The sequence below is a fragment of the Flavobacterium sp. AED genome, assembly GCF_000812945.1.
Taxonomy (GTDB): Bacteria; Bacteroidota; Bacteroidia; order Flavobacteriales; family Flavobacteriaceae; genus Flavobacterium.
This window is the reverse complement of the sequence record NZ_JSYM01000002.1, coordinates 238,032-262,465: the sequence shown is the minus strand read 5'-3', so window position 1 is coordinate 262,465 and position 24,434 is coordinate 238,032. Positions and strand designations below refer to the sequence as shown.

The window sequence follows — 24,434 nt, the reverse complement described above, 5'->3', positions numbered from 1 at the left end:
TTATTTATTTTCTGTTTGAGGTCCTTTATTTATAATTTTACCAACCAAGAGTAAAAACAACATGCCTAATAAGAGATACAACCCTATAAATCCAAGCAAGGTAAACAACGTATTTCCCGAGGAAACTGTCGGAGAAGCCCCTTCAGCAGTGCGCAACAAATTATATACTAACCATGGCTGTCTTCCTAATTCGGCAGTGTACCATCCTGTTGTATTCGCGATGTATGGAAATGGGAGCATAAAAAGCAATGACCACAAAATCCATTTGGTTTCGAATAATTTTTTTCGAATGAGCTGAAAAACCGCAAAACCCATCAATCCGATGAAAACGGTTCCGAGCCCAACCATAATATGATACGCGTAATACAATCCTGAAATATTAGTAGGATGATTTTCTTCTTTAAATTGATCTAACCCTTTAATTTCGCTATGCCAGTTTCCGTAAGTCAAAAAACTCAGAATATTAGGTACAGCAATTTTATTGTCCAGTTTTTTATCTTTTACGTCAGGTTGACCAATCAAAACAATTTCGGACCCCTTTTTTTCACTGTGAAAAATTCCTTCCATAGCGGCAAAAGTAACGGGTTGGTATTTTACAACATTTTTGGCTAATAAATCTCCGGTGGGAACTGCAACGATAAGACTTGAAGCCAATCCAAAAATCACTCCCGTTTTCAAAAATAATTTCCCGAAAGCCACATTCTTTTTACTCAAAATATAAAAAGCACCAATCCCTGCAACAACAAAAGAACTGGTTACCATTGAAGCGGCCTGATTGTGAAAATAGGAAGGCCATAACCAAGGGTTTGTAAACAGTGCAGCAAAGTTATTCAGGACAAATTTACCATTGGCTAAAATTTCATACCCTACTGGATATTGCATCCAGGAATGCGTGGCAATGATTAAAAATCCGCTGGCCCAGGAACCTATAAAAATCAGTAATCCGGTCACAAAGTGCCATTTATGCCCTAGTAATTTTTCTCCAAATAAAAACAAACCTAAAAAAGACGATTCCAAAAAGAAAGAAAACATCCCTTCCATAGCCAAAGTTTGTCCAATGATTCCTCCCGTTAATTCAGAAAACTTGGCCCAATTCGTCCCAAATTGAAACTCCATCGGAATTCCTGTTACCACGCCCATAGCAAAATTGAGTGCAAAGATTTTCATCCAAAAATGGGTTGCCTGATTGTACTGTTCGTTTTGGGTCCGTAAAAACTTCCATTTGAAATAAATAATAATTAAGGAAAGTCCCATTGTCAATTGCGGAAACAAGTAGTGAAAGGTAATCGTAAATGCAAATTGCATTCGGTCGTAAAAAAGCATTTCTTCCATTCAAATATATTTTATCAGAGGTTTTGCAAATTTACCCATTATAAGTAACATTTCTTTTACAGAAACCAACTTTATTCTCTTGTTTTTGTTAGATTTTAAATAGTAAAGACACCAAATTTCTATTAACGACTTTTTCCTAAAATTAAAAAAACTTGTGTAACTTTAGTCACCAATTTTTCTTAAAAACAGAAGTACCTTTGTACTGTAAAATAAAAAATTGTAATCATGCAAATTGAACAAATATATACGGGTTGTTTAGCACAAGGCGCTTACTACATTACTTCAAATGGTGAAGCGGCTATAATTGATCCACTTCGTGAAATTCAACCTTACTTAGACCGACTGGAACGCGATCAGGTAAAACTGAAATACATTTTTGAAACCCATTTTCATGCTGATTTTGTCTCCGGACATGTTGATTTAAGCAGAGAAACAGGTGCCCCAATTGTTTATGGTCCAAATGCAAAATGTGAATTTGAATGTGTTTCTGCTACAGACGGTCAGGAATTCACCATTGGAAAAATCAAAATAAAAGCATTACATACGCCCGGACATACCATGGAAAGCACAACCTTTTTATTGATTGATGAAAACGGTAAAGATTATGCTATTTTCTCTGGAGACACCTTATTTATTGGTGATGTAGGAAGACCGGATTTAGCCCAAAAAGCAGCGCACATGACTCAGGAACAATTAGCTGCTATTTTATTTCATTCATTAAGAGACAAAGTGATGACTTTGGCTGACGATGTTATTGTATATCCGGCCCACGGTGCAGGAAGTGCTTGCGGTAAAAATATGAGTAAAGAAACGGTATCAACTATTGGCAACCAAAAAACAACTAATTATGCTTTAAGAGCGGATATGACTGAAGCCGAATTTGTACAAGAAGTAACCGAAGGTTTATTGCCACCTCCAGCTTATTTTGGGATGAATGTAGCCATGAATAAAAAAGGATATGAAAGTTTCGAGAATGTATTACACTTGGGAATGCGCGCTTTATCGGTAATTGAATTTGAAGCCGCTGCCGAAGAAACCGGGGCGTTAATTTTAGATACCCGAAAAAACACTGATTTTGCCAAAGGATTCATTCCTCAATCTATAAATATTGGAATTGATGGGGATTTTGCTCCCTGGGTTGGTGCTTTAGTTGCCGATGTGAAACAACCAATTCTAATTGTTTCCGAAGAAGGACAAGAAGAAGAAACCGTTACTCGCTTGAGTCGCGTGGGTTTTGATAACTTAATCGGTCATTTGGATGGTGGTTATAAGGCTTGGGCAAAAGCGGGAAAAGAAATTGACACCGTAAATAGAATTACAGCCGAACAATTTTCCAAAGAAGTAAAAATTGGCGAAAGCAAAATAATAGATATCCGTAAAGAAAGTGAATATTGTGCCGAACATGTTGAGGAAGCCTTTAGCAAGCCATTAGCATCTATCAATGATTGGATTAAAGATATTAATCCAAAAGAACATTTTTATTTGCATTGTGCCGGCGGTTATCGCAGCATGATTGCCGCTTCTATATTAGAAGCACGCGGGTTTAGAAATTTCACTGAAATTGAAGGCGGCTTCAATGCTATTGCAAAAACAAATTTGCCAAAAACAGATTTCGTTTGCCAAAGCAAAGTTTTGAAATAAAAGCAATGCTATAAAAAAACAAATTATGGAAGATATAAAATGTTGTGTAACTTCATGCGAAAAACCGCTTGACGCAGCGTATTGGGAAGCCCAGTACGAAACCAAAGCCACCGGTTGGGATTTAGGTAAAATATCCCCTCCTTTACAAACCTATATAGATACAATAGAAAATAAAAACATCGCTATTTTGATTCCCGGCTGCGGTAATAGCTATGAAGCCGAATACCTTTTGGAACAGGGTTTTACTAATATTAGCGTTATAGATATTGCGCCAACATTGGTCAATGTTTTAAAAGAGAAGTTTAAAAATAATCCTAATATCCAAATCATATTAGGTGATTTTTTTGAACATCAGGGGAAATACGATTTGATCATTGAACAGACTTTTTTCTGTGCTTTGCCTCCTACTATGCGTCAAAAATATGTTGGGAAAATGCATCAACTTTTGGCTGATGAAGGAAAATTGGCAGGATTATTATTTAATAGAACATTTGAAATAAGCCCTCCTTTTGGTGGAAGCAAAGAAGAATACGAAACACTTTTTGCAGCCGCTTTTGACTTTTTGAAAATGGATGTATGTCTCAATTCAATTGCTCCAAGAGCGAATTCGGAATTATTTTTCGAATTAAAAAAGAACAATAAAGTCAGCGTTAATCTATATGAATTTGAAGGGATTACTTGCATTGGTTGCATGAAATCTGTAACAAAAAAGTTTGCCGCAATAGACGGAATAGTGAATGTAAGTATGAGCAGTGATTTTGCAGAAGTACTAATTGTAAGTAAAAATGAAATTCCAGTCACAGCATTACAAAATGCAATTTCTTATGATGAAAAGTACCAAGTTAAAAAAATAAGCTAGTATTACAAATTAGCTTTTTTCAAAAAAATGAAAGAATTATTATTTACAAATTGGCATATTATGCGCTTAGTTCGTCTGGCGTTTGCCTTATTTTTATTTGCTCAAGCCTATATATTGCAAGAATGGATGTTTATCGCCTTTGGGTTATTTTTCTTCATTCAAGTGCTATTTAATTTAGGTTGCAGTTCTAATGGTTGTACTATTTCAAACAATAAATACAGTAAAAATGAGTAATTTCAACAGTATTATCCAATCAGAAAAGCCAGTTTTAATAGACTTTTTTGCAACATGGTGCGGACCATGCAAAATGCTTAGTCCCATTTTGAGAGAAGTAAAAGACAGTTTGGGAGACCGTGTTTCGATCATCAAAATTGATGTAGACAAAAACCAACAAATAGCGTCTCAATATCAAGTACGAGGTGTTCCTACAATGATTTTATTTCAAAACGGAAAACAATTATGGAGACAATCCGGTGTATTAACTAAAGAAGAAATAATTAAAACTATTATAGAAAAAAGTAATGCATGACTAGAAAAGCAATTCTAATTACAGGAATTGGGATAGTTATAGGAGCCATCGCCGGTTATCTGTATTATTACCATATAGGTTGTGCTTCCGGAACATGCGCTATAACTTCAAAGCCATTAAATAGTACTTTATACGGTGGGTTAATGGGTGGATTACTATTGAATATGTTTGTAAAGAATAAATAAATTCGATTCCTTTATATAACTTTAGCATATGAAGAAATTCCCTCAATATTACAGGCTTTCAAAATCCGAATCTTTATTTGTAAGGGAACCATTATCCCGATTTAAAAACTTAGTTTTCTTATTTAAAGTCCTTTATAACTTCATTAATGCATTTCGAAAAATGCATTTTATAGGACCTTGTGTAACTGTGTTTGGTTCTGCCCGTTTTGGTCCGGAAACAAACCATTATAAAGATGCAGTGAAAATTGGTGCTAAACTTGCCAAACTAGGATTTACCGTAATGACTGGCGGAGGTCCCGGAATAATGGAAGCGGCAAATAAAGGCGCTTATGAAGCCGGTGGCTACTCTGTAGGTTGTAATATTGTTCTTTCTGTAGAGCAAAAACCCAATCCTTATCTCCACAAATGGATTTACATCCCCTACTTTTTTGTTAGGAAAGTAATCCTAATAAAATACTCTTATGCGTTTGTTGTAATGCCTGGAGGAATTGGTACTTTGGATGAATTATTTGAAGCGCTAACGTTAATTCAGAATAAAATAATCAATAATTTCCCGATAGTAATTTATGATAAAAAATACCATGAAGAGCTGATTCATCATATCCAAATAATGTCCGAAAACGAAAGTATTAGCCCTGAAGATATGAAACTTTTATTTGTAACTGATTCTGTTGAAGAATTAATAGCGCACATAAAAAAACATGCAATCAAACAATTTGGTTTAAAGAAACAACCTTATAAATCCAAATGGTGGTTTGGAGAAAGAAGAAAATGATAAAAACTCTTAATTTAAATTTACACTAAAAGTCTACTCTATTTCATTCACTAGTCAATAATTATTTATCCAACCATTTGTGCAGAATTAATTCTAAATTTGATTTAACTATTGGTTTAGAAATATAATCATTCATTCCTGATTCTAAACATTTTTCTTTTTCTCCTAATAACATTCCAGCTGTTAAGGCAATTATCGGAATATTTTTTGCTTTTTTTAATTTTCTGATTTCAGCAGTTGTTTCATATCCATTTTTTATTGGCATTTGTATGTCCATTAAAATAAGATCCAGTTCCTCTTTTTTAAATAATTTTATTCCTTCAATTCCATTAGAAGCTTCAAATATTATACAATTAGGAACTATTTTTTTTAGAAGGGTTTTTATCAAAAGTAAATTAATATTATTATCCTCAACAATCAATATTTTAGTAGTCTTTAAAATTTCACTGGAAGAAATTTCATTTTCTGCTTTTAAATTATTTTCAATATCGCTTAATTCTATTTCGTGTTTTGACTTTTCAAGCTCAATGGTAAAGAAAAAATCACTTCCATGACCATAATTACTAATTAATTCTAATTTACTGTTCATTAGACCTAAAAGTTGATTTGAGATTGTTAATCCAAGACCAGTTCCCCCAAATTGACGTGTTATTGAATTATCCTCCTGCACAAAAGACTGGAATATTTTTTCTTGATTTTGATGTTTTATCCCAATTCCTGTATCTTTTACAGAAAAATTTATCGCTGCTTTATTTTTTATGGTATTGGATTTATTATAAATATTTAAGTGAATTTGGCCTGCTTTTGTGAATTTTAATGCATTGCCAATTAAATTTACTAATATCTGTTTCAATCGTACGGAATCAGCAAATACATAGTGAGGTACATTTTCATCAATATTTAAAGCTAAATCAATATTTTTCAAAGTTGCTTGATATTTAAAAAGATCTATAACTTGATGAGTCAGTTCAAAGAGATCAATTTCTTCTATATTTAATTCTAACTTTCCTGATTCAATTTTCGAAAAATCTAAAATATTGTTTACTATATCAGCTAATATTGTTGCCGACTCTTTTACCGTATTCATGTATTCTAACTGATTTTCGTCAAGGTTTGACTTCATTAACAAATCAGTAAAACCTATTATTCCGTTCAATGGTGTTCTAATTTCATGGCTCATATTCATGAGAAAATTTGACTTTGCTTTATTGGCTGCTTCAGCTTGATCTTTTGCTTTTGTCAACTCAATTTCCAATATTTTCATTTCCGTAATCTCAATAAAACTGGTAACCACTTCCGTTATTTCACCATGAAAATCAAAAACGGGAAATCCATTTAATAAAAGCCATATTGTTCTGGTATTATCAGGTCTTTTAATCCCCATGATAAAATTTTTGATTGCTTTTTTCTGGCTAATAATCTGGCTTACAGGATAATTTTCAATTGGTAAAGGATTATAATTTTCATCAATAAATCTCCATACCGGATTAATTGCCACTTTTCCCTTCATTTGATTGGTACTCAAACCTATCAATTCAGATGCCTTAGGATTAGATAAAATAATAGAAGTATCTGGAGCATGAACAATAATACCAACATCAATATTATTTAATAATCCACGATACCTCTCTTCACTGTCCTTAAGTGCTGATTCCGCTAATTTAAGTTGCGTAATATCGGCAACAGAAATAAGTGCAAGTTCCCTGTCTTCGGTCACTATACCAGTTAAATAAACATCCGTAATACAAGTACTTCCTAATAATAATTTAATTTCACAGCATTCTTTAACAGTACTATTAAATACATTCTCTAAAAAAAGATTAAAAACAGGTTTTGTATCATTAGAAACAAAAAATCCAAACTGGCTGCCTATTAATCGAGACCTATCTTTGCCTAACATTTGGGATCCCGTTAGGTTAAGTGTTGTTATTTTCCCTGTTTTTGTTAATGTAAAATAGCCCGATGGTGCAAAATCGTATAAATCTGTATATTTTTCAATAGCAACTTCTGCCTGTTCTTTAGCAAGTATCAATTCTTCATTCTGCATTTCAAGTTCAATCTGATGCACTTCAAATTCATGAATGAGTTTTAACGTATCAGCCTCAGAAAGATTTGAATCTAACTTTAAGTCTTTCTTTTTTTGCAATTCCTCCGCTTTTTCTCGAAGAATTACCATGGCTTCTGATGTATTTTCTGTTTTTCTCATAATTCCCAACATTGTTAAATATTGCCTTTTGTACTATATAGAATTAGAAAACTATTAATCGTAAACTTTTTTATTTCTCTCTTTTAGTTTAAACTTGGAATTTCGTGAATAAAACATTGAATTACCTTTTTACTTCCTACACGATAAACTGTACTGGTAAAATCAATTTTTATTTTTCTTGCATCCCCTATTTCAATTTCAATAGCATGATAATGAATAAATTCCTTTTTATTTAATTCTTTGAATTTTTCCATATTCGGAATAATATTTTTCAAAGATTCAATTTGCCAAATTTCTTTTCCAATACATTTTTCTTTTGATAAACCTAACAAATCAGTAGAATATGGGTTTATATCCGCTATCCTTCCGGTTTCAGAATCCAGAAATAAAATCCCTTCTTTTACAGATTCAAAAAGATGCCTAAACCTATTTTCTAAAGTGACTAATGCGTCTTGAACTATCACACGATCAGAAATATCACGAATAATACATTGTATCACTTTTATATTATTTACTAAGAATACATTACTTACAAACTCAACATTTATTTTTTTCCCCTTAGCCGTTTCAAGCGGTAAGTTTTCATACCGGACAAATTCCTTCTTCTGTAATTCTAAAAATTTATCTTTATTGGCCACTATATCTTTCAAAGAACCTATTTCCCAAATAGATTTTTCAATAAATTGATCATGTGTATAACCTAACATTTCAACTAAATAAGGATTAACATCCATAATCATCCCCGTTTCTGAATTAAGAATCAGAATTCCATCTTTTGCTGATTCAAAGAGACGACGGTACCGATTTTCTATTTTTAGTGATTCTTCGGCTTGTTTTGCTATTGTAATATCTGTGAAAGTAATCACAAGCCCGTCAATTCGGTCATCCAAAGTACGATAAGGCATTATCCTTACGTAATAATAACGGCCATCATTAGTTGCAACTTCTTTTTGAATAGAAGATAATGTCCTAATTACTCCTAATGCGTTACTTCCCATATCCGGGTAATTCAAATCACAAACTAAATCTGTGAAAGGTCTTCCCGTGTCCGTTGCTCTTAATTTAAATATTTTAGTTACCGGATCCGTAAATCTGCGTATATTTAATTCCTTATCCAAAAAAAGAGTAGCTATTTCAGTGCTATTGAGCAGGTTTTTCATGTCATTGTTTGCCTGTTCAAAATCAACTAATTTACTTTGAAGTTCTGCATTAACTGTTTGCAATTCTTCATTTAAACTTTGTAACTCTTCTTTGGATGTTGTTAGTTCTTCATTAGTTGATTGTAGTTCCTCATTTGTCGATTGTAATTCTTCATTAGTCGATTTCAGTTCTTCTTGTGAGGTTTGCATCTCTTCGCGAGTACTGTTCAAATCTTCTTTACAACGTATAAGCTCAGCTTCTAATTCTTTTTGTTTACCGGAAACACTTTGTTTTTTTTCTTTTAAAGCATTTACATCTGACTCCAAAATTTCAGGCACATCACTGAATACCAACATAATCATCCCTTTTAAAGCATCCGGACTTTCAATTTGTTGGAGCGTTAAATTTACAAAATATTTACTCCCGTTTTCAACTATTTTTACATTTTCGATTTTTACAGGATCAAAGCTTTGCAATGCTTTACGAAAAGCAGCAGGTAGCTCATTTCTCAATCCTTCACGAGCCATTGCATGTATATTCCAATTTGCTTTACCAGCTACAGGCTCTAAATATTTTCCCGTTCTACCCGTAATATAAATAATATCTCCTTTATCATTAACTAATATGCTTGCAGGTGAAAAACGCTGAAGCAAAATTTGATCTGCAAGGATTTGTATGTTTTCAACAACCTTAGTTTCTTTCATTATATCAGTAGTTAATCTTTTAATTTGGGAAAAAGAACTTGGAAAATTAGTAAATTCAGGAATTACCGATTTCGAAGTTCGCTTAAAAATTTTTAATTTAGAATCAATTATATCAAATCCTTTAATACTGCTTCCTATAGTCTCTGCTGTTCCCAGTACCATAATCCCTCCTGGATTCAGACTATAATTAAACAACATTATTAATTTATTTTGCAATTGTGGCTCCATATATATCAACATATTTCGGCAAGTCAATAGGTCTAATTTAGTAAAAGGAGGATCTTTTATTACATCATGAGGGGCAAATACAATCATTTCTCGAATGGAAGTATTCACACGATAACCTGATTTTTCAATATAAAAAAAATTATTAATTCGCTCTGGAGACACCTCTTTTTCTATATCAGATAAAAAGAACCCTTTTCTAGCTTTTTCTATAGCAACTATATCTAAGTCAGTGGCAAAAATCTGGAGTTTAATATTTTTATGCCTTCCTATTTTTTCTATAACTTCTTCAAAAATTATTGCCAAAGAATAGGCTTCCTCTCCTGTTGAGCAAGCTGGAACCCAAGCTCGAATAGTATAACCATTCGGTATTTCTTTCAACAAATTAGGAATAATTTCCTCTTTGAGTTTTTCCCAAACAGCCGTATCTCTAAAAAAACTGGTTACACCAATTAATAATTCTTTAAAAAGTAATTCAACCTCTTTTGGATTTTCTTGCAAAAAACGGACATACGTTTGAATAGTATCGATCTGATGAATTGCTTTTCTTCTTTCTATACGACGCATCAATGTATTTTTTTTATACATCGAAAAATCATGTCCGGATTGTTCACGTAGCAAAATGATAATTTTATCGATGCTACTTTTGCTTTTAACATATACCTCAGAATCTGTATTTATCTTTGGAAAATATTTTAATAACGCAATCAGTTTAGCAGGTAATTCTTCCGCAGGAGCAACAATATCAGGAATTACAGCTTCAATTGCGTTTCGTGGCATACTATCAAATTTTGCCGAAGCAGGTTCTTGAACAAGTACAAATCCATTATTTTCTTTAATCACTTTTAATCCATCGCTGCCATCAGATCCCATTCCAGAAAAAATGATTCCAATACTTTTTTCCTTTCGGTCCAGAGCCAAAGAGCGGAAAAAAACATCAATCGGTAATCGTAAACCTCTAGATTCAAGTGGTTCAAACAAATGCAGTTTCCCTTTTAGAATTGACAAACTTTTATTAGGTGGAATTACATAAACTGAATTTGGTTTTACTTTGAGTGTATCAGTTGCTTGTAAAACCTTCATTTGTGTCATTCTTTGAAGCAACTCAGGCATTATCCCAACATGTGTAGGATCGAGATGTTGAATGACCACAAATGCCATACCACTGTTATTTGGCATTTTTTCAAAAAATAATTCTAATGCTTCAAGACCTCCGGCAGAAGCTCCAATACCAATAATTGGAAAATCATTATTATCTGCCTCAGGCAAGATTGAATTTGATTTCAAATCTAAAACTTTGTCTTCCCTCAGACTGATTTGATTTTTGTTTATCATCACGAAATTAGAATTTTCTATAGCTTTAATTTATTGGGTCGGATTTCTTTCATCCTCAATTATCTCTTTATTTCAGAAATATTTGTGTGGCTAAATTAATATGTTATTGCTGATTTTATAGCTTTTTGCAAAAGCAAAATGATTAAAATATTAGTAGCCTCAATCAAATAAATCAGTATTATTTAACAATTGACTAACCTTTTTCAAAAAACAGATATCAATCTAACACTGAGTAAAATATTTTATCTACATTAAACTGGATTTTTCAACACTATTAATTAGACATTTAACTAAACTTAGACGTAATTAATGTTAAATTTAGTGAAAATAAACTTTTTTTACAAATAAATTAAATTCAAAATCATTAAACAAACTGAGCCTACAAACAAAAAAAGTGATTAAATTAATAACCACTTTTTTAAATTTAAAAAAAATAAAATTATTTTTTATGCAACCATTTGTGTAATATTTTTTCCAAATCAGCTTGAATAATTGGCTTTGGCAAATAATCATTCATCCCTGCCTCCAAGCATTTTTCTTTATCACCTACCATTATTCCTGCAGTTATAGCAATTATTGGAATGTGTTCAGAATTTTTTAATTTTCTGATTTCCTCAGTTGCCTCATATCCATTTTTATTAGGCATTTGAATGTCCATTAAAATAACATCCGGCTGTTCTTTTATATATTGTTCTATAGCCTCATTCCCATCCTTAGCCTCAAAAATAGTACAATTAGAGACTATCCTTTTCACTAGGGTTTTTGCCAAAAGCATATTAATTTTATTATCCTCAACTATTAAAATCTTTTTATCGCTTAAAATATCTGTGCGAATAATAGCATCATTATTAATTGTATTTGCAAGAACGGAATCTATATTTTTTTTATGAATTGCCTTTTCAAATTTAATTACAAAGAAAAAATCACTTCCATCTCCATATTTACTGATTAATTGCAATTTGCTATCCATCAGTGCCAAAAGTTGATTTGAAATAGCCAAACCTAATCCCGTACCTCCAAATTTTCGATTTGTAGAATTATCTTCTTGTACAAAAGAATTAAATATTTTTTTATTATTGTCTCCTCTTATGCCTATTCCGGTATCTTTTACTGAAAATTTTATAGTTGACCATTTTTTTTCTGGAGAAGAAACTTCATCTATGTCCAAACGTATTTCTCCAAAATTGGTAAACTTTATAGCATTACTCAATAGATTTACTATTATTTGTTTTAATCGTACTGAATCAGCTAGAATATATTGCGGGACTTTTTCATCTATATGAAGTGTAAGATCTATCTTTTTTTGATTGGCTTGATATTTAAACAAATCAATAACCTGATTTGTTAATTTGAAAAGATTAATTTCTTCTATATCCAACTCTAATTTTCCAGATTCTATTTTAGAAAAATCTAATACATCATTGACAATTTCCATTAATGAAGTTGCTGATTCATTAACTGTAGTCATATACTCTGCCTGATTTTTTTTTAGATCAGATTTCATTAACAAATGTGTAAACCCAATTATTCCATTTAATGGAGTCCTAATCTCGTGACTCATATTAGCAAGAAAATCAGTCTTGGCTTTATTAGCAGCCTCGGCCTGTTCTTTAGCTTTAACTAACTCCATTTCCATCATTTTTTGTTCAGTAACGTCAATGAAACTAATCACAATTTCAAATATTTCACCATTGGAATCAATTTCAGGAAAACCGTTAATTAAAAGCCAAACGATATCATTTGTTTCTGGTCGATTCACTCCCACTCTTAAATTTTTAATTGCTTGTTTACTAGTTATAATTTGGTTTACCGGATAATTTTCAATTGGCATAACAGAATTGTCTTCATTCAAAAATTTCCAAGCTGAATCAACAACCGTTTTCCCTTTCATTTGACTATCAGTTAATCCTAATAATTCTGATGCTTTTTGATTATTTACAATAATGGATGTATCCGGAGCATGAACCACTATTCCAGCATCAAGATTGTACATTAAACCACGGTATCTTTCTTCACTTTTTAGGAGTGCATAATCTGATTGTTTGGCACCGGTAATATCACGTGATAAACAAATAAAATGTATCTCATGATCTTCACTTTCCTGCATAGGTGCTATTGAAAGTTCAAACCAATGTAAGCCATCCGGTAATTGTAAAGAATACTGTCTCCCTGTAGAAAATCCTTTTTCGGCAGCTTCGCGTATTGCTGACAATCCCAAATTTGAAGCATCTGGCGGCAATACTTCTGAAAATGTTTTACCAAGAAAAAGCTCTGCAGGCAATGCTAATAAATCATCTCTACGGGAATGATAGTTATAAATTTTGCCTTCTATATCAACTTCAAACAGTAAATCAGGAATTGCTTCTAATACAGCCTCCAATTTTTTGTGCATTTTCTTAAACTCTTCTTCACTTTGTTTACGTTTACTTACATTTCGCACTATTGCTACAATACGTTTATCAACAAGCATTTTAGCAGTAATTTCCACAGAAATCAACGATTGATCTCGATGTAGCATATTACGCTCAATAAGAGTTTGCTGACCACCAAGCAATTCTTTGATCATTATGGGTCTCAATACAAGCTCATCAACGGTATATAAATCTGTTAATTTTTTTGTACAAAGTTCCTCTTTCGTATAACCAAGCATCATACAGGCGCTTTCATTCACTTCTAGTAAATTTCCTGAAACATCATTAATAAAAATAGCATCCGAAGCTTGTTCTATAAGGCTGCGGTATTTCTCTTCACTATTAACAAGCTGCTCTTTAATATTTCTCAATTCGGTAATTTCAGTCATAGAGCTAACAAAACGTTTTGCTATTCCAGATTGATCTCTTATGATAACAGCACGGTCATAAAAGTATCCATAAGTACCATCCCCTTTTTGAAAACGGAATTCATCAGACCATACTTCAGTAGTACCCGCATAGGCTTCTTCAAGCTTATTAATAACTCTTTCCCTGTCATCAGGGTGGAGTCTAGAGCGCCATATTTGTTTATTATCGATTGTGTTTGATTCACTATTATTACCAAAATTAAAAAGCTCTATAAATGCTTTATTATTCCAACTGTGTCCAGTCAATAAGTCTACTTCAGCTATAGCATCATTTGTCGCAATCGAAATTCTCTCAAATCGTTCATTGGCTCTTTTAATTTGTTCCTCCGCTTTTTTAACGTCAGTTAAATCTAAGCCCATTCCTAATATGCATTTTTCACCTTCATATTCTATGGCAAGTGAATTAATATAGTAAGGAATTTTATTTTTTATTTTAGTGTAAAATTCAATTTCAATTCCCGGTAATTTATTTTCAATCCGTTTTGATTTATTTTCTAATACAGTCTTTATTCTTATTCTAACCTTTTCTTTTTCCTCTTTATCAAAAAAATCAAGTGGAGTCATTTGGGCTATCTCCGCTTTATTGTAACCCGTTACATCTTCAAAATTTTTGTTCCATTTCACAAACTTACCAGATTCATCATAGAGATAAAAAACACCCGGAAGATTATTGATTATTGTTTCTGAAAGCTGTTTTTCTTTTAAAATTATATCTCCCGCAATTTTACGTTCCGTAATATCAGTAATTGTGCCTATATAACCCACAATTTCATTTTTAGCATTTCTCTCTGGAATAGCCTGTCCCATCACCCAAGAAATTGATCCGTCTGGGCGAACAAAACGATATTCTGACAAGGAGATTTCTTGATTATAAGTTGCATTTTCCCATCCATTAAATAATAATTTTTTATCATCATTATGAACAGCTGCAAGCCAACCGTTTCCTAAAGCTTGTTCAAAAGATAAACCTGAAATTTGACACCAACGGGGATTAACATAAGTTGTAAATCCATTTACATCAGTACGAAAAATCCCTACTGGGGATACTTCAGTAAGTGTATGATAGCGCTCTTGACTTTCAAAAACGGCCTCTTCAGCTCTTTTACGCAAAGCTTCTTTCTCAAAAATCTCTAACGCAAAAGCTACATCACCTGTTGCTTCTTCTAATAGCGCAATTTCCTCTGCATCAAAAAAGTTTTTCTCACCGGCATAAAAAGAAAAAACACCAATTACTTTTCCAAATTTTCTTATTGGTAATGCCATTAAAGACAAATATTCTCTATCTAATGCTTCTTCTCGCCATGGCAACATCATTAAATCGTTTTCAATATCATTACAAACTACATATCTGTCTTCTCTAATCGCTGTGCCACCAGGCCCTCTTCCTTCTGGTATATTATTATTAATTGAAATCGTTTTAGTAGTTGAAAGATACGCTCTATCTTCACCGGCTATCATTACTGGAATAATATTCTTAGTATCTTCATTGATCATTCCAATCCATGCCATTCTAAACTTTCCTAAGTCAACAGCTATAGTACAGGCCTCTTTAAAAAGAGTTTGTTCATCAGTTGTACGAACAATCATCTGGTTTATCTGACTGATGAATAAATAAAGTCGATTCGCTTTAATAAGTTTTTGTTCTGCCAGAACCCTTTCGGTGATATCAGTAATTATTCCATGACAAATCACAGTTCCTTCTGGTTCAACAACTGGCAAAGAGTTCATTTCGTGCCATACCAATCCTTTTATTGGGTGCTTGTAACGGTATTTACCTTTGAGAGGTACTAACTTAGACTTCGTTTCAATGATGCTCTGCATTACAAAATCTAAATCATCCGGATGAATCAATGAAAAAATGGTATTGGCATCATATTCAATTTCTTCATAAGTAAATCCGTAAATTTTTTCAACAGCATTACTGGCATAAGGGTAGCATAAAGACCCATCTTTATTTTGACGCATCGAATAAATTAGACCCGGGGAAGTTGCAGCAATTTTAATAAACTTATCTCTTTCTACTCTCAGTAATTCTGATGCTTTTTTAGTTTCAGTAACATCTCTTAAATTAGTTATAACACCTCTTATTTCAGGATCATGAAACATATTATTGATAACGCCTTCCATCGAGATATAATATCCTCCTTTATGCCTTACCCTCAGCGAAACAGGAAAAGGGAATCCAGGATTAGCCAAAGCTTTTTTCATTATTTGTTGGATATTTTCTACTTCATCTGGATGAATGTATTCTTTGGCAGAAATTTTCTCAAATTCTTCATGAGTCCATCCAGTAATTCGTGCTGCCGAAGAACTGCGGAAAATAGTATTTAAATTTTCATCTATTAAAGAAACAACCGCATCATTGTTTTCTAACATGGCGCGAAAACGCTTTTCATTTTGGGCAATTTTGTCTATTGCCTTTTTACTTTCAGTGATGTCTTTTGCAAAACCTAAAAACCTATTTTCTGAAAGTTTTACAGCTTCCACTGACCACCATCTAATCTCTCCCTTTTTATGAATTGCTTTAATTTCTTTTTTTGCTATTCCATTATTCAAAAGATTTCGGAATTCCTCAAAGTATTCCTTTACAGATTCTAAAGAAGATAAATCACCAAACTTCATTGTTAATAATTCCTCCTTTGAGTAACCGGTCAATAGTGTTGCTGCTGGATTTACATCTAAGTAATTTCCTTTTTCATCCAAGACAAAAACTCCATCTGGAGCATTATCAATATAATTCTTAAACTTAGCATTGCTTTCTTCTTCAATTACTTTTAGTTTGTAATCAATTTCTGCTTTTTCTTTAGCCTTACTCTCGACCTCAATTAATTTTTTCAAACTAACGTCTTGAGTATTAACCCTGATTCCAAATACATTCCCATTATCGTCTAATAACGGAAAAATAGTTTGGTCAAACCATTTTACTTTTTTGTCAAAAAAAGTAGCCTTTTGTTCTATTTCAAAATGTTTTTTGTCGATTCTTAATTGTGCTATTTTTTCTTGAAATAACGCTTTATCTTCTTTAGAGAAATTATTTAGATATTCTTGGAATAAATCTTGATTTTTCTTTTTTTTAATTTCAAAAATAGCATACAATTCATTAGACCAGAGTATTTCTTTAGTTTTAAAATTGAATTCCCAAGTGCCCATTTTAGCATTTTTTTGAGCATCGTTTAGTAAGTTTTCACTTTTAATTAATTTTTCTTGGGTATTTCTTATCTCTGAGATATCTTTTCCTATTGCATAAATATTTTCAGAAGAAATACTATTTGCAGTCCATTGAATAGTAACAAATTCACCATTCTTTTTTAGGAATCTATTCTCATAATTTATTGAAGGTATGCCTGTAGAAAGTTTTTCAATCTCTTTTAATGATCTTTCCAGATCATCAGGGTGTAAAAGATGGATTAAAGAATTACTAAGTAATTCTTCTTTTGAATATCCCAAAATTGCAACAAAAGCAGGATTTATCTCTTTGAAAAAAGCATCAACTCCAACAATGCAGACTAAATCAGTAGACTCTTCAATAAAAAACTTAAAAGTAGCTAATGATTCTGCTTTTTTTTGTAATCGATCTATCTCTATCTCCTTTTCTTTCAACTTATTGAGCAGATCGTTATATGCATCTTTCTCTTCTTTCATACCCCTAAAATTCAAATATTAATCAATACTATTACAACTCTTAAATGTAATAAAAATACCCTAACAAATTAATATATTATTTAACAACAATATATAGTAGGTCTCTTTTTATAAAAATAATTAAAATCAACCTTTTTTCTAATTTGCTTGCCGGGATTTATGAACCAAATTATCGTTTCGGATATTGCGGAATCGATTTGATGTTTGAGGACAATCAATCCAAATACTACATGGAAATGGTAAAGAAAAAAATATTAAACGGCATTGATCATAACAAGTACTTAAAAATGTAGACAAAAAAACAATTATAAACTACTTATGATAACCTTATTGCATTAAAACAACAATGATAAGCTATTGGTTTACAATATTTAATAATTTTAATTATTTGAATATTAACACTTTACAATAACTTAAAATTATTTTAACAAAAAAATAACTAACACTTGTATATACAAATATAAAAAGTGTTACATTTGTACCGACAAATGAGATACGAAAAGGCATGAAAATTGAAGATGAAATAAAAAGTACAGTAGCATTGGACATTTCAAAAAAAATTACTCTGAATATTTTATATACTCAAAATGTTATCACAGATAATTTCAATGAGATATTGAAACCGTATGAAATATCGGGAGAACAATATAATGTCCTACGAATATTAAGAGGTCAAAAAGGGAATCCGGCAAATATGTGTTTAATACAGGAACGAATGTTAGCCAGAACGAGTAACACTACTCGATTAGTCGATAAATTATTATTGAAAAATTTTGTCACTCGAAATGTTTGCCCTGAAAACAGAAGAAAAATTGAAGTTCAAATTACTCAAACAGGATTAAACATTTTAACTGAATTAGATCCTAAAGTAATAGAACACGAGCAATTATTTTCGAAAAAATTAAATTCCGAAGAATTAGAACAATTAAATTATTTATTAGAAAAATACAGAAATTAAATACATTAAAATTATGAATACTTTTTTAGAAAATCAAAATTGGAGATATGCAACAAAGAAATTTGATGCTTCCAAAAAAATAACAACAGAAGATTTAAATACTTTAAAAGAAGCCATTCGTTTGAGTTCATCTTCTTATGGATTACAACCATACAAAGTAATAATCGTTGAAAATCCAGAATTAAGAGCTAAAATTCAACCAGCCGCTTGGGGACAATCTCAAATTGTTGAAGCTTCTCACTTAATCATTTTTGCAAATGATACTAACGTTGACGATACAACTATTGATAGTTATTTGAAAAATATTAGTGAGACAAGAAGCACTCCAATTGAAGCTTTGTCTGGTTATGGTGATTTTATGAAATCTAAAATTTCTACATTAGAAACTGAACTTAAAAACATTTGGACTGCAAAACAAACCTATTTAGCCTTAGGGAATTTATTGAATGCAGCAGCTGAACTAAAAATTGATGCTACTCCTATGGAAGGTTTTGTTCCAGCTCAAGTAAACGAAATATTAGGTTTAGATAAATTAGGCCTGAATGCTACATTGATTGCAACACTTGGTTATAGACACGAAGAAGATGCTACACAGCATTACAAAAAAGTTAGAAAATCACAAGAAGACTTATTCATCACATTATAATTACTAATTCAAAATTAAATATTAATCCAAAATCAAATTAAAAAAATGAAAAATTTAAAATCAATTGCATTAGCATTAGTAGTAGTTTTATCTACAGTATCAATTTCAGCACAAACTAAAAAAGTTGATGCTACAAAAAGTACAATCCACTGGGTTGGTAAAAAAGTAACTGGACAACATGAAGGAACAGTAAACCTTAAAGATGGTAAATTAATCTTCAAAGGAAAAAAATTAGCTGGTGGTCTTTTTAATGTTGATATGACATCATTAACTTCAACTGATCTTACTGGAGAATACCTTGGAAAATTAAACGGTCACTTGAAATCAGAAGATTTCTTTGGAACTGAAAAATTCCCAACTTCAACTTTAGTTTTCAAAAAAGTAGTTGCTAAATCTGCAAATGTATATACTGTAACAGGTGATTTAACTATCAAAGGAAAAACTAATTCTATTACTTTTGATCTAGCTACAACTGCTAATTCAGCTACAACTGCATTGAAAATTGACAGAACAAAATATGATATTAAATATGGTTCAGGTAGTTTCTTTGACAATTTAGGAGACAAAGCTATTTCTGACGAATTTGAATTAACTGTTGCTTTGAAATTCTAATATTTTTTCAAAATAATATAACAAACCCCAACAAGTAATTGTTGGGGTTTCTTTTTGCAATTAAATGAATTTTTCATGATAATCAACAGTTAAACTTCAAAAAATATTGGAATGTGTGAATTCATTTATTAATAATTTTAAACACTAAAATTAACAGAATACGCAACTAATATATTGCCCATCAGTACTCTAAAATTGAAAATGATTTTTGTAACTTTGAAAGTAACTAAATTTTAAAACAATTTATTTACTCTACATTGGGTTTTAACTTAAATAAATCATTATGAAAAATCTAAAAAAAATTGGTCTCATTTTACTAGTCCTTTTTACCGTAATAAAAGCAGAAGGACAAACGAATAAAATTGATGTTTCTAAAAGCATCATTAATTGGGTAGGAAAGAAAATAACTGGTCAGCATGAAGGTACAATAAAACTAAAAGATGGGTATATTATTTTCAAAAATAATAAAGTGGTTGGAGGCGATTTTAATGCAGATATGAAATCACTATCAAATACAGATCAAACTGGGAAATCAAAAATAAAACTGGAAGGCCATTTAAAATCAGATGATTTTTTTGGAATCGACAATTATACCACTTCAAATTTAGTTTTCAAAACTATTGGAGATAAAGGCAATAACGTTTATGCAGTCACTGCAGATTTAACCATAAAAGGAGTTACTAATCCTGTAAAATTTGATTTAATTGTAAAAGGAAATACAGCAACTGCCGCTTTGAAAATAGACCGAACAAAATATGACATAAAATACGGCTCCGGCAGTTATTTTGATGATTTGGGAGACAAAACAATTTACGATGAATTTGAATTAAATGTTGATTTAGTGTTTTAGGCAAAATTTATTTAACAAAAAAGAATGAAATTTAATATTTTTTTTGGTTTTTTATTTTTGAATAATCGAAATTCATTTATATATTTGTCACAACAAAAAAATGATGAAAACAACAATAAACAATACTTGGTGGTGGAACAATTTACGTCAATCGTCGTGAACTAAGCTTCCTATAGTATTATTAAACTATAAATATGAAAGGCTTGTCATCACGACAGGCCTTTTTTTTTGTGCTCATTTTATCACTATCACACAACTCTAAAAATTATACAAATTGAAACCTTTTATACTAAATACAAATTACAAGCAAATCCTTGCAGACACTATTACTCCGGTAAGTGTGTATCTCAAAATTCGTGATAAATTCCCAAATAGTTTGCTACTGGAAAGTAGTGATTATCACGGAAATGACAACAGTTTTTCTTATATCTGTTGCAATCCGATTGCTTCCATAAAAATAGAAAATGAAATTATCTACAAGACCTTTCCTGATGGGAGTTTTGAGAAAATTAACATTGACAAAACTACCGATATTCCTCAGGTAATTCAAGAATTTTCTGGTCAGTTCAAATCGGAGAAAAATGATTTCAAATTCATCAATAATGGTTTGTTTGGGTACATTTCATACGATGCTGTTCGTTATTTCGAAAAAGTAACGATTGCCAAAAAAGACAATAGCATTTCTATTCCTGATGTTTATTATGCAGTCTATCAAAACATTATTGCTATTAATCATTTTAAAAATGAAGCTTACATTTTCTGTCACAGTTTAGACGGAAGAAACAACATTTCAGAAATCGAACAATTATTACAATCCCGAAATATTGCATCTTATAAATTCTCTAAAGAAGGAGATGGTTTTTCTAATTTGACAGACGACGAATTTAAGCATAATGTGGCTTTGGCCAAAAAGCATTGTTTCCGTGGGGATGTATTCCAATTGGTTTTATCCAGAAGATTTACCCAAGGCTTTAAAGGTGATGAATTCAATGTATACAGAGCATTGCGAAGCATCAATCCTTCACCCTATTTATTCTTTTTTGATTATGGTGATTTCAAAATATTTGGTTCTTCACCAGAAGCCCAAATTATTGTAAAAAACCGTAAAGCTGAAATTCATCCTATCGCAGGAACTTTCAAAAGAACTGGTGATGACGAAAAAGATGCTATCCTTGCCAAAGAATTATCAGTAGATAAAAAAGAAAACAGTGAGCACGTAATGTTGGTGGATTTAGCCAGAAATGATTTAAGCAGAAATGGTCATAATGTCAATGTTGAAAAATATAGAGAAGTACAGTTTTTCTCGCATGTTATTCACTTAGTTTCTAAAGTAACGGGACATTTACACCCAAGCGCAACTACGATGCAAGTCGTAGCCGATACTTTTCCGGCAGGAACATTAAGCGGAGCGCCAAAACACAGAGCGATGCAACTCATAGAAGATTACGAGAAAACGAATAGGACTTTTTATGGCGGCGCTATCGGTTTTATGGATTTTGAAGGTAATTTTAATCATGCCATTATGATTCGTACTTTCTTGAGTAAAAATCATCAATTGCATTCCCAGGCCGGAGCAGGAATTATTGCCAGCTCCGATGAAGAAAGTGAAATGGAGGAAGTATATAATAAATTGAGAGCCTTAAATGCCGCTTTGGATCTAGCGGAAACAATATAAATCCCCTCCCCGACCCTCCCCAAAGGGAAGGGAGCCAAATCTAAAAAAATTAGTAACTTATTAAGTTGCAACTAAAAATAACAATTAAAAACCCTATTTACCCCAATAGGTACTCCCCTCCTTCGGAGGGGTTGGGGGAGGAAAATGAAAAAAATACTGGTCATAGACAATTACGATAGTTTCACTTATAATTTGGTGCATTATCTCGAAGATTTAGATTGCGAAGTAACCGTTTACAGAAACGATGAATTTGATATTGATGAAATTGCAGTTTTTGATAAAATTCTTCTTTCTCCCGGACCTGGAATTCCAGATGAAGCGGGACTATTGAAAGAAGTCATTAAAAAATACGGACCAACAAAAAGTATCTTTGGTGTATGCTTAGGGCAACAAGCGATAGGCGAAGTTTACGGAGGAACGCTTTCGAATTTAGATAAAGTATATCATGGCGTAGCAACAATGGTAAAAACAGTAGTAGATGACGAACTTTTATTCGAAGGATTAGGAAACGAATTTGAAGTAGGACGTTATCATTCTTGGGTAGTGGACACCAATTTGCCAGATGTTCTGGAAGCGACTTCATTTGACGAAAATGGACAAGTGATGTCGTTGCGTCACAAAACGTACGATGTGCGTGGTGTACAATTTCATCCGGAAAGTGTGTTGACTCCAAACGGGAAAAAGATATTAGAAAATTGGATAAAATCGTAGAGACGTTGCACAGCAACGTCAGTACACAGTGCGACATCATTACACAGTTGTATTTTTCAATAAAAAAAACAAAATGACAATTATAATTTCCGAAACAAAAGATTTAAAAATTGAAGATGTAATAGCGCTTTATAAAGCAAACGAATGGAGTTCAGCTGATAAACCAGAACAATTGTTTAATGGTCTTTTAAATTCAGATACTTTAATTACAGCTTGGGAAAATAAAAAATTAGTTGGACTGGGAAATGCTATTTCTGATGGATATTTAGTGGTTTATTACCCACATCTGTTAGTTCATCCAGACTATCAAGGAAAAGGAATTGGCAAGATGATTTTTGATAAAATGCAAGAGAAATATAGTAGCTTTCACATGCAAATGCTGACCGCAGATGGAAAAGCGATCGATTTCTATAAAAAAAATGGTTTTGAACGCGCTGGACAAACAGAACCGATGTGGATTTATAAAGGAAACGAACATTAATTTTAGGGCTTCATTATCAATTTAGAAAAATAAAATCTTTGCGCCTAGCGGCAAAAAAAATATAAAATGAAAAACATATTAAACAGATTAATCAATCACGAAATCCTTTCCCAAGAAGAAGCAAAAAACGTATTGGTAAATATCTCCAACGGAAGTTATAACACTAGTCAGATTGCTTCTTTTCTTACCGTTTATATGATGCGAAGCATTAGCATAGAAGAACTTGCCGGTTTTCGTGAAGCGCTATTGGAACTGTGTATCCGTGTGGATTTATCAGCCTACAATACCATCGATTTATGTGGAACAGGTGGTGATGGAAAAGACACTTTCAATATTTCAACCTTAGCTTCATTTGTCGCTGCTGGAGCAGGAATAAAAGTGGCAAAACACGGAAATTACGGTGTTTCTTCTATTTCTGGTTCTAGTAATGTGATGGAAAAAATGGGAATCAAGTTCAGTAATGACACTGATTTTCTGGAGAAATGTATCGATAAAGCAGGGATTTGTGTTTTACACGCACCTTTATTTCACCCCGCTATGAAAAATGTGGGACCAATTCGAAAAGAATTAGCTGTAAAAACTTTTTTCAATATGTTGGGACCAATGGTTAATCCATCCTTTCCAAAAAATCAATTGGTCGGTGTTTTCAATTTAGAAATGGCCAGAATGTACGCGTATTTGTATCAAAATACGGATGTGAATTTTACAATCTTACATTCGCTGGACGGTTATGACGAAGTTTCATTGACAGGACCAACAAAAACAATCACCAATTCAATGGAAGGAATGTTAAATCCAGAAGATTTTGGTGTTCGTCTTTTATTGCAAAGCGAAATTGAAGGTGGAAAAACCATCGAAGAATCCGCTCAAATGTTTACTGATATCATTTCTGGAAAAGGAAGTGAAGCTCAAAATAATGTGGTTTGTGCCAATGCTGCCATGGCAATTGCAACCGTTACAAAATGTACTCCTTTAGAAGGATTTCAAATAGCAAAAGAAAGTTTGTTTACAGGAAAAGGACTTGTAGCTTTGAAAATATTGCAAGAATTAAGCAAATAAAAAATATAATCTTTTAACCAAATTACCGAT

At 32.1% G+C, this 24,434-nt stretch carries 18 protein-coding genes; 14 read left to right on the top strand and 4 right to left on the bottom strand.

Annotated elements, in window-relative coordinates:
- A complete protein-coding gene (locus tag OA85_RS10390; RefSeq protein ID WP_039109693.1) occupies positions 1-1,332 on the bottom strand; it encodes a cytochrome ubiquinol oxidase subunit I in 1,332 nt (443 codons plus the stop codon).
- A gap of 225 nt (positions 1,333-1,557) precedes the next feature.
- On the opposite strand from OA85_RS10390, the gene OA85_RS10385 reads away from it, so the two are divergent.
- The 6 genes from OA85_RS10385 (at position 1,558) to OA85_RS10360 (ending at position 5,321) form a co-directional block, all read left to right on the top strand.
- Positions 1,558-2,973, top strand: coding sequence for a rhodanese-like domain-containing protein (locus OA85_RS10385; RefSeq protein ID WP_039109692.1), 1,416 nt, complete (start codon positions 1,558-1,560; stop codon positions 2,971-2,973).
- A 25-nt stretch (positions 2,974-2,998) separates the two neighbouring features.
- A complete protein-coding gene (locus tag OA85_RS10380) occupies positions 2,999-3,832 on the top strand; it encodes a methyltransferase domain-containing protein (RefSeq protein ID WP_039109691.1) in 834 nt (277 codons plus the stop codon).
- A gap of 27 nt (positions 3,833-3,859) precedes the next feature.
- Positions 3,860-4,066, top strand: coding sequence for a hypothetical protein (locus OA85_RS10375; RefSeq protein WP_039109690.1), 207 nt, complete (start codon positions 3,860-3,862; stop codon positions 4,064-4,066).
- Positions 4,059-4,361 (top strand): thioredoxin, encoded by a 303-nt coding sequence (gene trxA / locus OA85_RS10370; protein WP_039109689.1) that lies wholly within the window; start codon positions 4,059-4,061, stop codon positions 4,359-4,361. Before OA85_RS10375 ends, trxA begins: the two co-directional genes overlap by 8 nt.
- Positions 4,358-4,546 (top strand): DUF6132 family protein, encoded by a 189-nt coding sequence (locus OA85_RS10365; RefSeq protein ID WP_039109688.1) that lies wholly within the window; start codon positions 4,358-4,360, stop codon positions 4,544-4,546. Before trxA ends, OA85_RS10365 begins: the two co-directional genes overlap by 4 nt.
- Before the next feature lie 160 nt (positions 4,547-4,706).
- Positions 4,707-5,321 (top strand): TIGR00730 family Rossman fold protein, encoded by a 615-nt coding sequence (locus OA85_RS10360; protein WP_231557097.1) that lies wholly within the window; start codon positions 4,707-4,709, stop codon positions 5,319-5,321.
- A 61-nt stretch (positions 5,322-5,382) separates the two neighbouring features.
- Here OA85_RS10360 and OA85_RS17025 read toward each other — a convergent pair whose 3' ends face one another.
- From OA85_RS17025 to OA85_RS17020, 3 genes are all read right to left on the bottom strand, one after another.
- Positions 5,383-7,527 carry a PAS domain-containing hybrid sensor histidine kinase/response regulator gene (locus tag OA85_RS17025; protein ID WP_197056071.1) on the bottom strand — a complete coding sequence of 715 codons (2,145 nt, stop codon included), beginning with the start codon at positions 7,525-7,527 and terminating at the stop codon, positions 5,383-5,385.
- Between the two features lie 83 nt (positions 7,528-7,610).
- Positions 7,611-10,931, bottom strand: a complete 3,321-nt coding sequence (locus OA85_RS10350) for a chemotaxis protein CheB (RefSeq protein ID WP_052257208.1) — start codon at positions 10,929-10,931, stop codon at positions 7,611-7,613.
- Between the two features lie 439 nt (positions 10,932-11,370).
- Positions 11,371-17,412, bottom strand: a complete 6,042-nt coding sequence (locus OA85_RS17020) for a PAS domain S-box protein (RefSeq protein WP_052257207.1) — start codon at positions 17,410-17,412, stop codon at positions 11,371-11,373.
- A 505-nt stretch (positions 17,413-17,917) separates the two neighbouring features.
- On the opposite strand from OA85_RS17020, the gene OA85_RS10340 reads away from it, so the two are divergent.
- The 8 genes from OA85_RS10340 to trpD all read left to right on the top strand — a co-directional run bounded on the left by OA85_RS10340 (position 17,918) and on the right by trpD (position 24,404).
- The gene (locus OA85_RS10340; protein WP_039109686.1) at positions 17,918-18,370 is read left to right on the top strand and encodes a MarR family winged helix-turn-helix transcriptional regulator; all 453 of its coding nucleotides are present in this window, start codon (positions 17,918-17,920) and stop codon (positions 18,368-18,370) included.
- Positions 18,371-18,383: 13 nt separating this feature from the next.
- Positions 18,384-19,016, top strand: coding sequence for an NAD(P)H-dependent oxidoreductase (locus OA85_RS10335; protein WP_039109685.1), 633 nt, complete (start codon positions 18,384-18,386; stop codon positions 19,014-19,016).
- A gap of 45 nt (positions 19,017-19,061) precedes the next feature.
- On the top strand, positions 19,062-19,628 hold the full coding sequence (locus tag OA85_RS10330) for a YceI family protein (protein ID WP_039109683.1): 567 nt from the start codon (positions 19,062-19,064) through the stop codon (positions 19,626-19,628).
- Between the two features lie 283 nt (positions 19,629-19,911).
- Complete coding sequence (locus OA85_RS10325) at positions 19,912-20,478, top strand: YceI family protein (RefSeq protein WP_039109682.1); 567 nt, start codon at positions 19,912-19,914, stop codon at positions 20,476-20,478.
- Between the two features lie 274 nt (positions 20,479-20,752).
- Positions 20,753-22,153 (top strand): anthranilate synthase component I family protein, encoded by a 1,401-nt coding sequence (locus OA85_RS10320; protein WP_039109681.1) that lies wholly within the window; start codon positions 20,753-20,755, stop codon positions 22,151-22,153.
- 144 nt (positions 22,154-22,297) lie between these two features.
- The gene (locus OA85_RS10315) at positions 22,298-22,864 is read left to right on the top strand and encodes an aminodeoxychorismate/anthranilate synthase component II (RefSeq protein ID WP_039109680.1); all 567 of its coding nucleotides are present in this window, start codon (positions 22,298-22,300) and stop codon (positions 22,862-22,864) included.
- A 73-nt stretch (positions 22,865-22,937) separates the two neighbouring features.
- Complete coding sequence (locus OA85_RS10310) at positions 22,938-23,345, top strand: GNAT family N-acetyltransferase (RefSeq protein ID WP_029286542.1); 408 nt, start codon at positions 22,938-22,940, stop codon at positions 23,343-23,345.
- A gap of 66 nt (positions 23,346-23,411) precedes the next feature.
- Positions 23,412-24,404, top strand: coding sequence for an anthranilate phosphoribosyltransferase (trpD, locus tag OA85_RS10305; protein WP_039109678.1), 993 nt, complete (start codon positions 23,412-23,414; stop codon positions 24,402-24,404).
- Positions 24,405-24,434 lie beyond the last annotated feature (30 nt).

Coding starts and splice junctions, on each gene's coding strand:
- OA85_RS10385 (WP_039109692.1), top strand. CDS start 1,558: ATGCAAATTGAACAAATATATACGGGTTGTTTAGCACAAGGCGCTTAC.
- trxA (WP_039109689.1), top strand. CDS start 4,059: ATGAGTAATTTCAACAGTATTATCCAATCAGAAAAGCCAGTTTTAATA.
- OA85_RS10315 (WP_039109680.1), top strand. CDS start 22,298: ATGAAAAAAATACTGGTCATAGACAATTACGATAGTTTCACTTATAAT.
- OA85_RS10310 (WP_029286542.1), top strand. CDS start 22,938: ATGACAATTATAATTTCCGAAACAAAAGATTTAAAAATTGAAGATGTA.
- OA85_RS10380 (WP_039109691.1), top strand. CDS start 2,999: ATGGAAGATATAAAATGTTGTGTAACTTCATGCGAAAAACCGCTTGAC.
- OA85_RS10365 (WP_039109688.1), top strand. CDS start 4,358: ATGACTAGAAAAGCAATTCTAATTACAGGAATTGGGATAGTTATAGGA.
- OA85_RS10375 (WP_039109690.1), top strand. CDS start 3,860: ATGAAAGAATTATTATTTACAAATTGGCATATTATGCGCTTAGTTCGT.
- OA85_RS10330 (WP_039109683.1), top strand. CDS start 19,062: ATGAAAAATTTAAAATCAATTGCATTAGCATTAGTAGTAGTTTTATCT.
- OA85_RS10390 (WP_039109693.1), bottom strand. CDS start 1,332: ATGGAAGAAATGCTTTTTTACGACCGAATGCAATTTGCATTTACGATT.
- OA85_RS10325 (WP_039109682.1), top strand. CDS start 19,912: ATGAAAAATCTAAAAAAAATTGGTCTCATTTTACTAGTCCTTTTTACC.
- OA85_RS17020 (WP_052257207.1), bottom strand. CDS start 17,412: ATGAAAGAAGAGAAAGATGCATATAACGATCTGCTCAATAAGTTGAAA.
- OA85_RS10360 (WP_231557097.1), top strand. CDS start 4,707: ATGCATTTTATAGGACCTTGTGTAACTGTGTTTGGTTCTGCCCGTTTT.
- OA85_RS10340 (WP_039109686.1), top strand. CDS start 17,918: ATGAAAATTGAAGATGAAATAAAAAGTACAGTAGCATTGGACATTTCA.
- OA85_RS10350 (WP_052257208.1), bottom strand. CDS start 10,931: ATGATAAACAAAAATCAAATCAGTCTGAGGGAAGACAAAGTTTTAGAT.
- OA85_RS10335 (WP_039109685.1), top strand. CDS start 18,384: ATGAATACTTTTTTAGAAAATCAAAATTGGAGATATGCAACAAAGAAA.
- OA85_RS17025 (WP_197056071.1), bottom strand. CDS start 7,527: ATGAGAAAAACAGAAAATACATCAGAAGCCATGGTAATTCTTCGAGAA.
- trpD (WP_039109678.1), top strand. CDS start 23,412: ATGAAAAACATATTAAACAGATTAATCAATCACGAAATCCTTTCCCAA.